General features: G+C 39.6%; 22 protein-coding genes. 21 read left to right on the top strand and 1 reads right to left on the bottom strand.

The window, feature by feature from the left end; genetic code table 11:
• The first annotated feature begins 63 nt into the window (after positions 1-63).
• Entirely contained in the window at positions 64-864 is an 801-nt protein-coding gene (locus NSQ38_RS23985; protein ID WP_339784440.1) for an inositol monophosphatase, read from the top strand.
• 207 nt (positions 865-1,071) lie between these two features.
• Entirely contained in the window at positions 1,072-1,725 is a 654-nt protein-coding gene (locus NSQ38_RS23980) for a lysozyme inhibitor LprI family protein (protein WP_339784438.1), read from the top strand.
• 239 nt (positions 1,726-1,964) lie between these two features.
• On the opposite strand, the gene NSQ38_RS23975 is transcribed toward NSQ38_RS23980, so the two are convergent.
• Complete coding sequence (locus NSQ38_RS23975) at positions 1,965-2,180, bottom strand: hypothetical protein (protein ID WP_339784436.1); 216 nt, start codon at positions 2,178-2,180, stop codon at positions 1,965-1,967.
• A 25-nt stretch (positions 2,181-2,205) separates the two neighbouring features.
• On the opposite strand from NSQ38_RS23975, the gene NSQ38_RS23970 reads away from it, so the two are divergent.
• The 19 genes from NSQ38_RS23970 to NSQ38_RS23880 all read left to right on the top strand — a co-directional run bounded on the left by NSQ38_RS23970 (position 2,206) and on the right by NSQ38_RS23880 (position 14,246).
• Positions 2,206-2,427, top strand: coding sequence for a helix-turn-helix transcriptional regulator (locus NSQ38_RS23970; protein WP_179086413.1), 222 nt, complete (start codon positions 2,206-2,208; stop codon positions 2,425-2,427).
• A 186-nt stretch (positions 2,428-2,613) separates the two neighbouring features.
• Positions 2,614-3,015: a GNAT family N-acetyltransferase gene (locus NSQ38_RS23965; RefSeq protein WP_076330751.1), complete on the top strand. Its 402-nt coding sequence runs from the start codon at positions 2,614-2,616 to the stop codon at positions 3,013-3,015.
• Positions 3,016-3,118: 103 nt separating this feature from the next.
• The gene (locus tag NSQ38_RS23960; RefSeq protein WP_017689032.1) at positions 3,119-3,331 is read left to right on the top strand and encodes a helix-turn-helix transcriptional regulator; all 213 of its coding nucleotides are present in this window, start codon (positions 3,119-3,121) and stop codon (positions 3,329-3,331) included.
• 367 nt (positions 3,332-3,698) lie between these two features.
• On the top strand, positions 3,699-4,256 hold the full coding sequence (locus NSQ38_RS23955; protein WP_339784434.1) for an HAD-IIIA family hydrolase: 558 nt from the start codon (positions 3,699-3,701) through the stop codon (positions 4,254-4,256).
• Between the two features lie 55 nt (positions 4,257-4,311).
• Positions 4,312-4,713, top strand: a complete 402-nt coding sequence (locus NSQ38_RS23950) for an NUDIX hydrolase (RefSeq protein WP_339784432.1) — start codon at positions 4,312-4,314, stop codon at positions 4,711-4,713.
• Between the two features lie 299 nt (positions 4,714-5,012).
• On the top strand, positions 5,013-5,540 hold the full coding sequence (locus NSQ38_RS23945) for a YfiT family bacillithiol transferase (protein WP_339784430.1): 528 nt from the start codon (positions 5,013-5,015) through the stop codon (positions 5,538-5,540).
• 31 nt (positions 5,541-5,571) lie between these two features.
• Positions 5,572-5,967 (top strand): VOC family protein, encoded by a 396-nt coding sequence (locus tag NSQ38_RS23940; RefSeq protein ID WP_339784428.1) that lies wholly within the window; start codon positions 5,572-5,574, stop codon positions 5,965-5,967.
• Positions 5,968-6,046: 79 nt separating this feature from the next.
• Positions 6,047-6,601 carry a helicase gene (locus tag NSQ38_RS23935; RefSeq protein WP_339784426.1) on the top strand — a complete coding sequence of 185 codons (555 nt, stop codon included), beginning with the start codon at positions 6,047-6,049 and terminating at the stop codon, positions 6,599-6,601.
• Between the two features lie 40 nt (positions 6,602-6,641).
• Positions 6,642-7,298: a DUF4367 domain-containing protein gene (locus NSQ38_RS23930; protein ID WP_339784424.1), complete on the top strand. Its 657-nt coding sequence runs from the start codon at positions 6,642-6,644 to the stop codon at positions 7,296-7,298.
• A gap of 29 nt (positions 7,299-7,327) precedes the next feature.
• Positions 7,328-7,810: a DinB family protein gene (locus NSQ38_RS23925; RefSeq protein WP_339784422.1), complete on the top strand. Its 483-nt coding sequence runs from the start codon at positions 7,328-7,330 to the stop codon at positions 7,808-7,810.
• Positions 7,811-7,864: 54 nt separating this feature from the next.
• Positions 7,865-8,404, top strand: a complete 540-nt coding sequence (locus NSQ38_RS23920) for an AAA family ATPase (protein WP_339784420.1) — start codon at positions 7,865-7,867, stop codon at positions 8,402-8,404.
• A gap of 85 nt (positions 8,405-8,489) precedes the next feature.
• Complete coding sequence (locus NSQ38_RS23915; RefSeq protein WP_339784418.1) at positions 8,490-9,287, top strand: AAC(3) family N-acetyltransferase; 798 nt, start codon at positions 8,490-8,492, stop codon at positions 9,285-9,287.
• A gap of 33 nt (positions 9,288-9,320) precedes the next feature.
• Positions 9,321-9,800: a DinB family protein gene (locus tag NSQ38_RS23910; RefSeq protein WP_339784416.1), complete on the top strand. Its 480-nt coding sequence runs from the start codon at positions 9,321-9,323 to the stop codon at positions 9,798-9,800.
• 84 nt (positions 9,801-9,884) lie between these two features.
• The gene (locus tag NSQ38_RS23905; protein WP_339784414.1) at positions 9,885-10,820 is read left to right on the top strand and encodes an acetamidase/formamidase family protein; all 936 of its coding nucleotides are present in this window, start codon (positions 9,885-9,887) and stop codon (positions 10,818-10,820) included.
• 65 nt (positions 10,821-10,885) lie between these two features.
• Complete coding sequence (locus tag NSQ38_RS23900) at positions 10,886-11,713, top strand: methyltransferase domain-containing protein (RefSeq protein ID WP_339784412.1); 828 nt, start codon at positions 10,886-10,888, stop codon at positions 11,711-11,713.
• Positions 11,714-11,747: 34 nt separating this feature from the next.
• Positions 11,748-12,686 carry a hypothetical protein gene (locus tag NSQ38_RS23895; RefSeq protein ID WP_339784410.1) on the top strand — a complete coding sequence of 313 codons (939 nt, stop codon included), beginning with the start codon at positions 11,748-11,750 and terminating at the stop codon, positions 12,684-12,686.
• 182 nt (positions 12,687-12,868) lie between these two features.
• The gene (locus NSQ38_RS23890; RefSeq protein WP_339784408.1) at positions 12,869-13,315 is read left to right on the top strand and encodes a GNAT family N-acetyltransferase; all 447 of its coding nucleotides are present in this window, start codon (positions 12,869-12,871) and stop codon (positions 13,313-13,315) included.
• A gap of 45 nt (positions 13,316-13,360) precedes the next feature.
• On the top strand, positions 13,361-13,684 hold the full coding sequence (locus NSQ38_RS23885; protein ID WP_339784406.1) for a hypothetical protein: 324 nt from the start codon (positions 13,361-13,363) through the stop codon (positions 13,682-13,684).
• A gap of 37 nt (positions 13,685-13,721) precedes the next feature.
• The gene (locus tag NSQ38_RS23880) at positions 13,722-14,246 is read left to right on the top strand and encodes a GNAT family protein (RefSeq protein ID WP_339784404.1); all 525 of its coding nucleotides are present in this window, start codon (positions 13,722-13,724) and stop codon (positions 14,244-14,246) included.
• Positions 14,247-14,259: the final 13 nt, after the last annotated feature.

The raw sequence follows: 14,259 nt of genomic DNA, 5'->3' as shown, positions 1-14,259 counted from the left end.
GTCGTCGTGAACACAAAATGTTAGATGAAATCAGTTAAAATCAAAATCAATATGAGGTGCGTAATGGATCGTAAGATTGTTCAAACCGCAAAAGAGATAGCAATAAGAATTATTCGCGAAGCAGGTCTAATCTCTAAAGAGAAGTTTGATAACTTTGTTGAACTGAGATCTAAAGATGAATTTGGGGATGTGGTTACTGAAGTAGATCATATCTGTGAAGAAATCATTATCAAACAAATACAAGACGTATTTCCAAGTCATCAGATACACAGTGAAGAGGCAGGGCTTATCGGAACTAAGCACGATTGGTTATGGTTAATTGATCCTTTAGATGGAACTAATAATTTTGCGATTGGTTTACCTGTTTTTGCGATATCAATTACCTTAATGTACAAAAGAGAGCCTGTGCTTGGAGTGGTCTATGAACCTCTAACAGAACGTTTATTTGTATCTGTTATTGGTGAAGGGACAAGCTGCAATAATCGACAAATACAAATGAAGAGTAACCCGAATATTTTCAAAGGAAATATAGCTTGGATTCAAGGTCACAGAGTACAAAACGACCCACAAGCAGTAAAACTAAGACAATACATTGATATTAAATTTAAACGAATGTTAAGATTATGGGCTCCAACGCTTCAATGGTGTATGTTGGCCAAAGGAGATATTGATGGAATTGTTCTGTACAATTCTGAAGGTGATGACTTGTATTCAGGTATTTTAATGGTTAAGGAAGCAGGGGGACTTGTTATAGATTTTGATGGAAATAAGTTTAATGGAATGAAAGAAGAACCTTATTTAATTGCATGTCACCCAGACCACAAAGAAGAATTATTGCAAATTGTAAGAGAAGGATTGAGTTAACGCTAAAAGCAACTGACATCATCTAACATTATATCCACGCTCCGGAGCTTGACAGCTCCTCTGTCCACGAGAAGCGATCGGCAGGGAAGAGAATTCAGCGGACACATCCGTACGACTAACCGCATCGCGGCCGCTCCAATTGGTCGCTTAAGTTGGTGGGAGGGTCGTGGATACAGTAACGTTATGCGCCATTAAAGGAGATAATTTATGAAAGGTCAGATACTCTTATTAGTTTTTATTACAATAGTGTTTTCATCTTGCCAAAATAGTAGTCAATCGACTACCTTGAACAGCGAAACTAAATCAAAAATGAATTCTGAACTGCCTCCTGATGAAGTGAGTACAGGTAATGGAACAGAACCGAAAGAAATAACTGAAGGTCGATCAGATGCTTCTAACAATGAAGTGTTATCCATGAGCATTGGGAACTATGAATTGAAAGGAGAATTTTATGATGAAATGCTTCGAAATCCTATAGATCATGATTATGAAGTGGAATTTAATGAGGCTCAAAATTCAAAAGAGATTATTACAACAATGGGATGGGGGGCGTTGGAAAGCAAATATACAGAGATTTGGGATAAAGAGTTGAATCAAATATATAAAAAGCTTCGTTCTAAGTTGGATAGAGAACCAAGAGAAGCACTAATCGAATCGCAGAAAGAGTGGTTACAGTATCACTTAAAGGAAACAAAATTTGTAGAGAAGGCATTTATTAATAATGGTTACCTTGGATCAAAAGGTTCGGTAAGCCTAGGCACGGTTATACGGGAGAGAATTAGGGAAAGAACAATGCAATTATTTGAATATCGATATTTGCTAGATGGTGAAGTTGAGTTTTTATACCAAAGTAAAAAATAGAGTTGGAATCTGGATCAAAGGTTTTTAGGTGATGCATCGAAGCAGTAACGGCACATAACAATGTATTCAAGCTGTAGGGATACCACCCTTTGGTTGTAAGATGTATAATCATGGAAGAACTCTCAGAAAACACGACTCAGCCTAAGATAAGAGCTATCTAAGGCTGGGTATTTTCGTGAACGTGCAGGACGTTATACGACAGAATCAAAAACAATAGAAAAAGAGGGTCATATAACCCTCTAAATACTAGAATTCTGCAATTCACTAAATAGTTGTAGGGCATCTTTGAAACCTTGTATGTAGATACTTCTTTCTAGGATGGATTGGAGTGAGATTTGTGCGTCTTCGTAAAGAAAAACTGTATGTTGAAGTTGATCGGGCAAAGCATCACGAAGTGTTTTAAAGTATTGATCTGTCTCCGCAGAAAGCTGAGTGGGCTCCCTATGACACTCCATAAGATAGAATTACGGAGGGGAAAAGATGAACATAATCAAGTGTAATATACGAGAACTCATGGCAGAACATCGAATAGATGATATAACAGAATTGATGGCAAAATCGGGCTTAAGCCGGAATTCGATCAATAAGCTCTATAGGGAAACAAATATAGAAACAACAAAGCTGGAAACCTTATTCAAGCTATGCGATACATTTAATTGTAAATTATCTGATTTAATTGAATACGTACCAGGAGAAAAATAAATAATGAAGGTCAATTCGAGAAGCGATTCAGTCCTATAACATAATATTCAAGCATTGCTCCTTCGGAGCCTGGGGCTGCGGATGGATTTCGAGAAGATTTTCAGCGGACACACCCCTTTGGGGTTCGTGATTACAGAAACATTATCCAATACTCTCAATCAAAACAACAAGCATAGGAGCAATATTATGACAATCATGTTCAAAGAAATAAAAGACATTGATACACAGGCAATTCAAGAACTGTTTCATTCGGTGGACTGGAAATCAGGAGATTTCCCAGAAGATCTTAGACAAGCAATAAACAACTCGCATACGGTTATTACTGCATGGGATGATACCAAATTAGTTGGCTTAATAAATGCATTGTCTGACGGCGTGATGACAGTATATTTTCATTACATGTTAGTACACAAAGAATATCAATCATTAGGAATTGGAAAGAGAATGATGGAACAAATGCTTAGTCGATATTCTAATATCAAAACAAAAGTGCTTATATCCTACGATAGTGCAGAAAAATTCTATGGATTATTTGGATTTAAGCCAGAAGAAGGCACAAAAGCCATGTTTATTTCAGATATGGTATAGCATTGAAGTAAAGATTCCGATCAAATGAGAATTGATTATAGATGGAGTTGTTTTTAAGAAGGTCGCTATATAAAACTTCAATTCGGATATGAAGGGATACCAGATGATAAGTTATAAACCATTTCAAAAATTATTGATTGACAGGGAGATTAAGAAGCAGGATTTATTGAAAATGACGGGGATTTCATCGGCAACGATGGCAAAACTTAATACGAATGAGTATGTATCGTTAGAAGTAATCGATAAATTATGTACGGCATTGGGATGCCAGCCTGGAGATCTATTGGAGCATATAGCAGATTCGAAACTCAGTTGAAGAAATAAATAATATGTTAGTCAAATCAGAGAAACGATTCCGCCGTATAACATTATATTTATGCTGTGGCTCCTAACGGAGCCGTAGTCTGCTGGAAATGTATTTTATGGAAGCGCTCCAGATTACATATTTAAAAATGAACGTCGTGAGTACGGGAACGTTTTGTGAGATTATCGCTAATGTTAAAAGCAGGGAGGAATAACAGTGGTTTGAAGACAAACTTTAGCTAGATTTAGAATCAATCTTAGATGTTTTCCAAGAGATAACCCGAATGTTGGTTTCGAGTGGTGATTACAGAAACGTTATCGGAAAGTCTAGCGAAGATGTATTTATAAATGATCAAAATCCGATAATTTGGAGGTTAATTATGAGAGCGTTCAATGTAGAAGCAGTTTTTATTGATCGTGATGGAACGATCGGTGGTTCAGATGAAGTCCTTTACCCGGGGGAATTTGAATTGTTTCCATACACTAAAAAATCTCTGGAAAAATTAAAAACACTTGGAATTAAACTGTACGGATTTACGAATCAGCCCGGTATTTCAAGAGGTGAAGCTACAAAAGAAGCATTTGTAAGAGAAATGATAGAATTTGGCTTTGATAATGTTTTTATATGTCCGCATCAACATACTGAGAGATGTGAATGCCGCAAACCGAACCCAGGAATGTTACTTGACGCTGCTAAGAAAAACAATTTAGATTTAAGTAAATGTATTGTAATTGGGGATCGATGGTCTGATATTTTAGCAGGTCATCATGCTGGATGCAAAAAGATATTAGTTTTGACTGGAGCAGGGAATGAAGCTTTAAATAAATACAGACATAAATGGTTAAACACAGAAGCGGATTTTATTGCAAGTGATTTCGAAGAAGCAGTTAATTATATTATTAGTCTGGAAGGAACGATTGAAGCGGACCTAAGATAGGATTAACTAAGGTAAGATAAATTTTTAAAAAATAAATTTAATAGGAGGAATTAGAATGAAATTTATCGTTTCTGCAAGTGTAATCGTTCTCAATGAACATAATGAGATTTTACTCATGAAAGGTCGAAGAGGTTGGGAAATGCCTCAAGGTTGTGTTGAAGAAGGAGAGACGATTAGGCAGGCAGCAGTTCGAGAAGTGAAAGAGGAAACTGGGATTGACATTGAATTAATTAAATTTTGTGGATTGTATCAGAACATAACGCGTGGCGTATGCAACAATATATTTACTGGAAAACCGATTGGTGGATCTTTAACTACCAGTGATGAAAGTGAAGAAGTGGGCTACTTTACTTTAGAAGAAGCTCAGCAAATGATAACATGGGGAAATTTTTATGACAGAATTCATAATGCATTAGATGAGCAAAGCCATCCATTTTTGATTGAATTTTCAGAATAAGGTCACTCATTATGGTAGACTCCACCTTAAAGTCGCTCCTCTCTTGGTTAGCGATGTTCTAGACGAACACCATTCGACCCAAGATAGGGGCGATTTTTATTTGCTTGTGCCTTCGTAACTCAGGTTTAATTGCGCTAGTTTTCTAATCAAAATACAGATATGAGAGTAGTTTAATATAAGGAGCAGCCCGAGAACAAAGGTTGCTTCTTTTTTTGATTTTACACTTCGCAAATGGAACATTGTGGGTTATATTGGATATGATTTGGTTCTATAGTAGAGAAATGGAGAGGTAGTCAACTTTGGATGAAAATGTACGCTTTCCGATAGGACACTTTGAGCCAAGTCTTAAATTCTCTAATGAGGACCGAATCCACAGCATAGGTCGAATTCCCGGAATTACGAAAACCTTAAGAGAGATTACACTACATCTCAATGATGATCAACTTTGTACTCCTTATCGTGATGGCGGTTGGACGTTCACACAGATTGTGCACCACCTTGCGGACAATGACATGAACGCTTATATCAGATTCAAGAGAGCGTTAACTGAAGATGAACCGATGGCAAGCTCATATCGAGAGGATTTATGGGCATCATTACATGATTACAGGAATACGCCCATCGAAGATTCAATTTTGCTGATGGAGATACTACACAAGCGATTTCTCACGCTGTTGTATGGTTTACATCCCGATCAGTTTAGACGAAAACTCCAAACAGAAGTGTTAGGTACAATTACATTGGATATCGCGATTCAAAGATTTGTATGGCACGGGCAGCATCATATTGCTCAAATTAAATCTTGTATAACATCGCAGGGGTGGTAGGTCTTATACATCTCAAGTGTGGAGGTAACATATGGGGAATGGAAGGATTCTGGGCATAGCATATAATGTAATTCCAGTGAAAGATTTAGAAGTGTCAGCCGCCTGGTTTGTAAAACATTTTGGATTTAACATTCGCCACCAACGCGAAGGATATTTGAGTTTATTTCGGGGTGATCGCCCAATTTTGGACTTGATCCAAAGCGATAATGAAACACGAGCGACATTTGAAGTACATCAGAAAAAGAGATGGGTCATTACATTTTTCACCGATGACATTGGTTCTTTACATAACTATTTAACATCAGAGAATGTGAAAGTAGGGGCTGTTAGTGATGAGGGACAGTATGGGAAGTTTTTTGTGTTAGAAGATCTGGACGGTAACTTATTTGATGTGTGGGAACACCATGATTGTGAATTGAATTTTTAATGAGGAGCCTTGGTCTGCTGCTATCACTTACCTAGGATCTGTATGTAAACGAATTCAGAACTAGATTAGGGGGATACGGATGTTGATCGAAGATGAGAACGTATACCCTGACTGTTCATTTGAAATAAGAACGGTAGACGTTGGCGGCTTAACAAAGCCACAGCTTATTCAGAAACTGGACCAATACTCTATTTCATTGAATAAATATGGAGAACAGTTGTTAAATGATGAGAGATTTATAGTTTCCAGTAGAAAGCAAAGCTTGCAAACGATTGAGTTAACCGTCAAACAACTTGGATTTTCGGATGGTGCTACGACTTTTCAGCTCTTTCGAAGAGCAAATGCTCTTGGGCTAGAATGTTGTCCGGTTGAGTTAGGTCCATATCTAAGAATGCAATATTTAGATCAGCCTGAGATATGTTCTACCAATATTTCAGAGGGTAACAAAGCTCCGTCCGGCTCGATTACTATAGCATCTGAAGCCCTTACGGAGGATATTGATTTTCCAAAAGGTTTTTATCTCAGACGAATAAACGATAAGTTATGGTTACGAGGATATCTTGCCGACCATTTGCATATTTGGAGTCCTTATGATCGTTTTATCTTCTGTAGGGCTCGGCTTTCTATTGTATGAGAATCAGGAAGATGTTTTGAAAGGAAAGGAGTGAAGATCAATGGATATCAAAAACAAAAGCGGAGATGTGCTTGGAAAAATTCAATTTGAATCCTTACGCAATGATAATGCGATTGACCGAATCGTCATTGACTTAAAGCCTGGTGAAGGGAAGGCGATATACACCTCAGATGTTATAGAGAACCATTTCACGCAACAGACCAATTATGCACCCATTTCATGGGAAGACGGTTTGGAACAATTGCAACGACATTATTCTCCATGGCAGCCGAAATTTCCGATTGATTCTGATATAGATGCCATTCATGTATTTTATGGATTTGATAATTTAACTCCGCAAGAAATCGATGAAATGATTGAAGAAAGTAACAGGTCAGGCAGAAATGTAGTGATACGAGACCTGAAGCCCAATAAGAAGGTTGTGGGCATCAGCATCACATATAAAGAATACGGTGGTTATAAACTTAATATTTTCGGGACAACGAAGAGCCGGATCGCATTGCCTGATCATGGTGGTACTACGGTTAAACAAACAGCTATACGCGGCGTTCAAGCATTTTATATTTTCGATAATGAAACTTCCCAATTGATATGGATCGAAGAGGACATGCATGGGAAGGCACTACAATACGAGATCATTGGCAGAAACATGTCAGAAGATCTTGTGATGAAGATTGCGAAGTCAATGAACGGATAAATTTTATATTATCTGAGTGAGGTGCAACGATGAGTTACAAAACTATTCTCATAGACCAATTAAATGCCTGTTATCATGATAAGAGCTGGTTTATACCGCTTCATGATATTTTGACAGACCTCAATGCGGCGGAAGCCTCTTATGTAAAAAATGAGGGGGAGCACTCCATCTGGGCGATCGTCAATCATCTTATTTTCTGGAATGAGAAGTGGCTTGAGAGATATATTGCCGAACAGGTCGACGGGCAGAATTCAGTGAATAATGAGGATACATTCGACATAGATCTGTCTAACTTGAATGATGTGGAATGGCGCAAGACATTACATAGACTGAAAACCGTCTTTAGTGATTGGAACAGGGCACTCGAAGATAGCGAAGAACATAAATTGACCCGTGAAATCCCTTCCTATTTCAACGCGCCATGGTGGGGAGTTGTATCAAATCTATGTATTCATAACGCCTATCATATTGGCCAGATCATGCTGCTCAAAAAATCAATGAAACACACGTAGTACACGCTATATTACATTTATAAAATTATACTTAAACAAAGGAAGATGACTATCATGGAAAAAGGCAAAATTATATTTTTGAACGGTGTAACCAGTTCTGGTAAAACTTCAATTGTAGAGGCGATGCAATCATACGATGATCCGTTTTTCTATGTTGTGGCTAATGATTTATTTGAAAATACGATTGGTGATAAACATCTACAGACGAATTACTGGAAGTATCTGAGTGAAGCGATTGTAATGATGTATCATACGGCAAAAGTATTTTCAGACCATGGCAAGCATGTTCTGATCGATGGCATACTTGTGGAAAGACCAGAGCTCGCGCCGCATTATGAACAAGTCAAACAGATTTTTGAAGGGTATCCACTGGATATCGTTGAGTTATATTGCCCTCTCGACATCTGCCGTCAGCGGAACATCGAACGTGGGGATCGAAGAGAAGAGCAATCGGATGAGCAGCATCAAATCATGGCCCAAAACATCAACTATAGCTACTCCATTGATACAAGTATGAACACACCGGAAGAATGTGCAGAGAAGATTATTGTAGCGCTGTTCAAGCCCCATCATGAACCATCGAAAAATATGTGAAGATGATATTACGAAGCTGTAGTGGAATCGATATCAAATAAACAACTTTGTCCGCTTTTGTCTAGAGGGTGAAATGAGGAATCCAATGGAGTCACAAACAAGAAAAAGTATAGTTAATGATTTAAAGTCAATGGGGGTAAGGGAGGGCATGACGGTGATCGTACATTCCTCCTTCAAAGCAATAGGTAAGGTTATAGGCGGCCCGGTAAGTGTTATTTTAGCGCTGGAAGAAGCCGTAGGAACCAATGGAACCATTGTCATGCCCACTCAAACAGAACATCTTTGTGAACCTTCAGAGCATGATACGAACCTGTCTTCAGAGGAAATTGAGTTCATCAAAGACAACATGCCTATTTATTATCCTGATTTAACACCAACCTCGTATATGGGAATCATTCCTGAGGTGTTTCGGAGGCAAGATGGTGTGTTTCGAAGCTCACATCCGCACATGTCTTTTGCTGCCTGGGGGAAAGAGGCCAAACGGATAATGGAAGATCACAACTTGCATTATGCATTAAATGAGAAATCTCCGTTAGGAAAAATCTGTGATTTGAGTGGATACATTCTGTTACTTGGTGCGCCTACAAATAGTAACACCTCCTTGCACCTGGCCGAGTATAAACAGCAGAATACATTTGTTAAGCCAAAAGTCTGGGGAGTAAAAATGCTGGTGGATGGAATTGAACAATGGACTACATACGATGATATTAACAATGAATCAGATGATTTTGAATTGATTTTTAATGAGTTTAAGATCCAGACTAACGCTGTTACCGAAGGAATGGTAGGGGAAGCTGTGAGTTATCTGATACCCCAAAGAGAGATGGTTGATTATGCTTTGGGATGGATGAATCGAAACCGAAGAGAACATATAGAGCAGTGAATCATCTCAAAAAGAAAGACGGGAAATGTAATCATGACTAAAGAGATTGAACATTTGCTTCAAAATTTTGAAGAATGGGCGTTGTTTGTCAAGACGATGAATCATCTTGAAGAGAAGACCTGGAATTCCAGCATGGAAAAAGGGAAATGGACTATAAAATCCATCGTCAGTCATATCATGTTATGGGACCGATATTTTTACAAGGAAACGATTGAGAAGATTGCTCTGAAGCAGCCAGTTACGTTGAAACATATGAATTTTGAAGAGTTTAATCGCAAAGCTATTGAATTTGGTAACCGCACAGAGACGTCCGAAATCGTAAACAAGGCTATCACGTACCGCCATAAAATTATGAATGACATTCGAGGGTTATCGGAGGAACAGCTTCATCAGACGTATTTGGACGCAGAGGGTAACGTATTTTATATTCCCCAATACCTTAAAGATTTTATATGGCATGACCAGCATCATATGGAACCGTTGAAGAAATATCTTGCCAACCTTGAAGCGTAAAGGGGTTAGTAGGCTGGGGACGGCACGGAATGCAGCATGTGGCTTGCTTTGATAATACGTATTCCAAACCAGGGAGGGATTGTAGTGAGTAGTCATACGATTGAATTAACTCAGGAAAATCTGATTGGTTCATTTACCAATGAGGTAACTCCCATTTTGAGCGTGAAATCTGGTGATTCTATTCGTTTTCAGACGCTGGATGCGGGCTGGGGAACGGGTGTGAGTTATACGGAACGCATGAAACCTTTTGATCGACAAGGTGAAAAAGATGGAGGTCATGCCTTAATCGGTCCGATCTATATCGATGAGGCGAAGCAAGGACAGACGTTGGAGATTGTTTTCAATGAGATCGTACCGGGGAGTTACGGGTTTACTTCCGCTGGCGGATATCCGAACTGGCAGAACCATAAGTTACATCTAACAGAGGTTGAAGAACTGTCGCTGAATTGGACACTTGATCGTCAAACGATGAGTGGAACTTGTGAAATACACGGAAAATCCTTTACGGTGTCTCTCTCGCCGTTTATGGGTGTAGTGGGAATGCCACCAGAGTCACGAGGGATTCATACGACTTGGCCACCTCGCTATTGTGGAGGGAACATCGACTGCAAGGAACTGGTGCAGGGAAGTAAATTATATTTACCTATTCCCGTAGACGGAGGTTATCTCGCGATTGGTGATGGTCATGCACGGCAGGGAGATGGTGAAGTCAGCTGTCAGGCTATTGAATGTGCAATGGAGCTTGTCGATATCACGATCAACGTGATTGAGGATATGATTTTGACCAATCCTCGTGCACATACGCCATCCGGCTGGATTACCTTCGGTTTTCATGAAGATCTGAATGAGGCTACCGTTCAAGCATTAGACGGCATGTTAAATCTGATGGGTGAGTTGTACGGACTAGATCGAGTGGAAGCGATTGCACTTGGAAGCGCGGTAATTGACCTGCGTATCACCCAAATTGTGAATGGCGTGAAGGGTGTGCATGCTGTCCTTCCACATGATGCTTTTAAGTAACTTGAGGCCTGTTATACGTTCTATTAGATGTTTTTATTTTTCCACAGAAGAACAGGAGGGAATATATGAGTGATCCGCGTTCAACATACAGTATCCAAACGGCAGTGTTAAGTTTACAAGAGGAATTAGAGAGGTTAAAGATGCAGGCGGTAATGGGGTGGTCCAAAGAATTCCGAAATATAGAGTGGTATGGGTTGAAAAATGGAATGCGTGTATTGGAGGTCGGAAGCGGACCAGGTTACATTACAGAGCAACTATTGAACAGTTTGCCGGACAGTGAGCTTACCTCTCTTGAGATCGATCGTTCACTGCAAGCACAAGCCAAAGAACGGCTGAAAGCTGTTCCTTCCAAGCGATTACAATTTGTAGAGTCTTCCATCTACCAGATGGATCTGCCGGATGATTCTTTTGATTTTGTGGTGGCAAGACTTATCTTCCTTCACTTGAACAATCCTGACGAAGCTGCAAAAGAGATATATCGTGTACTGAAGACTGGCGGCCGTCTTGCCATTATTGATGTGGATGACGGCGTTTTTGGAGCAGTGAATCCTGATGTTCCTGCTTTGCATACGGTATTAATGAAGATTTCGGACTATGTGGCACAACACGGCGGTAATCGTTTAATTGGCAGAAGTCTGCCGCGTCTCCTTTCTGGGAACGGATACATCGATGTTGACATTGATTCTGTCCTTCAACATAGTGATCTGTTAGGTATTGAAGGGTTCAAGCAGCAGTTTAATCTTAATCGTTTTGTACATTTTGCTGAAAAAGGTGTGATCAGTTCGGAGGAATTTGCTCAGCTGCAACAAGCTTCTGAAGCGATAAATCATTCGCGGGAAGCCTATGCCATGATGAATTTCATTACAGCTTGCGGCAAGAAGCCATTGATATAGCTGAATTGAAACTAATTAAGGACGGAGGATGGGGATGAATATCGTTCATTCTTTTCAGGAATTAGTAGTTCGAGGGGATCATCAGGGTATGATTGAGTTACTAAAAAACTACGAACAATCCAGAAAGTTGTCTGTTAATGAACGAGGCTGGGTCTACTGGAATGTTTCCGACGGTTATGCCTTGTTAAGAGAGCCGGAACTGCTTTATGCCAATCACCGGGCATTCTTCGAATGGGGGAAAGAAAATCTCGCTCCGGAGCAGTTACACTGGATTGTTTCGGATTCAACACAAGCGTTGTCATTATCTCTGGGAAACTACTTTGACCATTGGATGGATTGGTACCAATATGCCTGTGATCATGCCCCGAAGTTGGATACCAACCGAGGTGTTCGATTCGAGAGCCATCGGGCTTTGGGTGGTTCGCTTTGGGTTTTGGAGAGGTACAGTGAAATGGACAGTGTGCTTGACAATATGAACCAACTCATACAAGAAGATGAGACATGGTCCAATATTCTTTTTGCCCGAATTACGTATAACAAACAACGTCTGACTAGGCTTTATCATGCCGGGGATTTTGCGGGAGTCGAAGCTCTTGTAAACGAAACGATGGACTGGATTGATGAAATCAATGATGGAGCAATGCCTACTTCAAGAAAAGATGAAGTGGTCGGTAGCTGGGAGGATATTAATGTCTCTAGAAATTCGCAGAGAGATATCAACATTGCGTTGAACAATTTGGCCTGTATTTTAAAGGATATTGAAAGGTATGAGGAAAGTGTGAAATTGTTTATGCAGATACAGGAACGGGGTCACCACATGAATACATATGGTTTTTCCAAGTGGATATATTCGATCTGGAAGACAAGAGGGACAGAGGCAGTTAAAGATGCATTAGCAGTTAATGCATCTTATGAAATAGCTGACCTTGTGACACATACTCCTGAACTATTAGAGATCAAAGGTTTAGCATAAATTAATTGAAGTTGGGAGAAGTTTACACAACAACGTGAAAGGAGTGATGTGATATGAGAAACAATACGAATCTGAGTAGAAGAAATAAAGTTGCCAGAGGTGTTTTTGTCTAGCGCAGAGGACCCAAGAAAGGGTTCCGAGGGATTCCTCTGTGTAATTTTCACGAGGAGGAATTTCAATATATGATTCATTTAAAACGTGTATCGGTGGATAATTGGTATGCATGTACTCATCTGAATGTAACGGAAGAACAGAAAAAAAGTTTTCCCGCTCCGGTTGTATATTGGATTGCTGAATCCAAAGTAGTGGAAGACTTTCAACCCATGGCCATCTATTTTGACTCGGATCTGGTTGGATTTGCTGTGTACTCAGATAAGCCGGATCATGAGGATAACTACTGGCATTTTGCTCTAATGATAGATACAAAATATCAGGGCAGAGGTTATGGAAGAGAAGCATTGAGGAAGTTAATTGATCTAATGAAAGAATCGCAGAATTGCAAACGCATCATGATTGGACACAGGCCGGAAAATGGTATCGCCGGAAATCTGTATGAATTACTTGGTTCTCACAGCGTAAGTGAAGGGCTGATTGATGGCGAAGTCGTTCGGCTTCTAAGATGCAAGTAGTGCCAAAACACACGCGATGTGGATTGTAAAGGAGGTAGCTTGTCTTTGAAGCATGTACACATTATTTTCTCATTACTCTTTATCATGTTAGGAATTGTGATTATTACGATCTCGAAAATGATTGAAGAGGTGATTCCCAAGCTAGGCTATGCAGCATTCCAGTCAGCAGCAGCTGGCAGTTATACTCCGAGTGATTATCAAGTGAATTTTGCACTGAATTATTGGATAGGCGCGATATGCATTCTGGGTGGAGTTATCTGTTTAATTAGTACAATGAATTGGGTTCAGAACTCCATCCGTGAAATGAATATAAGAAACAAAGCGTTTGATGAAACTCATAATTATGACGACACAAGAGAACTGAAATAGGTTATGATATGACATAAAAAAGAAAGGGAAGATTGATATGATTACATTCCAATACTTTGAACCGGAAGATTTTGAACAACTAATCGAATGGAGTGGGGATGAAGCATTTCTGCTCCAGTGGGCCGGTCCTCAGTTCCAATATCCACTTTCCAGAGAGCAGCTATCGGATTATTTGCATGGTGCCAATGATAAGAACACTTCAAACAAGTTCATTTATAAAGTGATGGATGAATCGACTCAGGAGATTGTGGGACATATTGCTCTTGGCGGGATTGATCGATATAATCGTTCAGGGCGTATCGGTAAGGTGCTACTTGGCAAGCCATATCAGGGTAAAGGTTATGGGAAGCAAATGATCGATGAGGCACTTCGAATTGGATTTGAAGAGGAGAAGTTACACCGGATCAGTCTGGGCGTATTTGATTTTAATGTCTCAGCCATCCGATGTTATGAAAAAGCGGGCTTTGTACAAGAGGGACTTATTCGTGATGCGAGAAGATATGAAGATACCTTCTGGAATCTTATCGAAATGAGCATATTAGAAAATGAATGGAAAAAATAGCATCTCAAAAGCG

It is taken from the genome of Paenibacillus sp. FSL R7-0313 (genome assembly GCF_037969885.1).
In the GTDB taxonomy this organism is placed as follows: Bacteria; Bacillota; Bacilli; order Paenibacillales; family Paenibacillaceae; genus Paenibacillus.
The sequence above is the reverse complement of the archived record's forward strand: the minus strand, read 5'-3'. Positions and strand labels throughout refer to the sequence as shown.

Coding starts and splice junctions, on each gene's coding strand:
- NSQ38_RS23985 (WP_339784440.1), top strand. CDS start 64: ATGGATCGTAAGATTGTTCAAACCGCAAAAGAGATAGCAATAAGAATT.
- NSQ38_RS23980 (WP_339784438.1), top strand. CDS start 1,072: ATGAAAGGTCAGATACTCTTATTAGTTTTTATTACAATAGTGTTTTCA.
- NSQ38_RS23975 (WP_339784436.1), bottom strand. CDS start 2,180: ATGGAGTGTCATAGGGAGCCCACTCAGCTTTCTGCGGAGACAGATCAA.
- NSQ38_RS23970 (WP_179086413.1), top strand. CDS start 2,206: ATGAACATAATCAAGTGTAATATACGAGAACTCATGGCAGAACATCGA.
- NSQ38_RS23965 (WP_076330751.1), top strand. CDS start 2,614: ATGACAATCATGTTCAAAGAAATAAAAGACATTGATACACAGGCAATT.
- NSQ38_RS23960 (WP_017689032.1), top strand. CDS start 3,119: ATGATAAGTTATAAACCATTTCAAAAATTATTGATTGACAGGGAGATT.
- NSQ38_RS23955 (WP_339784434.1), top strand. CDS start 3,699: ATGAGAGCGTTCAATGTAGAAGCAGTTTTTATTGATCGTGATGGAACG.
- NSQ38_RS23950 (WP_339784432.1), top strand. CDS start 4,312: ATGAAATTTATCGTTTCTGCAAGTGTAATCGTTCTCAATGAACATAAT.
- NSQ38_RS23940 (WP_339784428.1), top strand. CDS start 5,572: ATGGGGAATGGAAGGATTCTGGGCATAGCATATAATGTAATTCCAGTG.
- NSQ38_RS23935 (WP_339784426.1), top strand. CDS start 6,047: ATGTTGATCGAAGATGAGAACGTATACCCTGACTGTTCATTTGAAATA.
- NSQ38_RS23930 (WP_339784424.1), top strand. CDS start 6,642: ATGGATATCAAAAACAAAAGCGGAGATGTGCTTGGAAAAATTCAATTT.
- NSQ38_RS23925 (WP_339784422.1), top strand. CDS start 7,328: ATGAGTTACAAAACTATTCTCATAGACCAATTAAATGCCTGTTATCAT.
- NSQ38_RS23920 (WP_339784420.1), top strand. CDS start 7,865: ATGGAAAAAGGCAAAATTATATTTTTGAACGGTGTAACCAGTTCTGGT.
- NSQ38_RS23915 (WP_339784418.1), top strand. CDS start 8,490: ATGGAGTCACAAACAAGAAAAAGTATAGTTAATGATTTAAAGTCAATG.
- NSQ38_RS23910 (WP_339784416.1), top strand. CDS start 9,321: ATGACTAAAGAGATTGAACATTTGCTTCAAAATTTTGAAGAATGGGCG.
- NSQ38_RS23900 (WP_339784412.1), top strand. CDS start 10,886: ATGAGTGATCCGCGTTCAACATACAGTATCCAAACGGCAGTGTTAAGT.
- NSQ38_RS23895 (WP_339784410.1), top strand. CDS start 11,748: ATGAATATCGTTCATTCTTTTCAGGAATTAGTAGTTCGAGGGGATCAT.
- NSQ38_RS23890 (WP_339784408.1), top strand. CDS start 12,869: ATGATTCATTTAAAACGTGTATCGGTGGATAATTGGTATGCATGTACT.
- NSQ38_RS23880 (WP_339784404.1), top strand. CDS start 13,722: ATGATTACATTCCAATACTTTGAACCGGAAGATTTTGAACAACTAATC.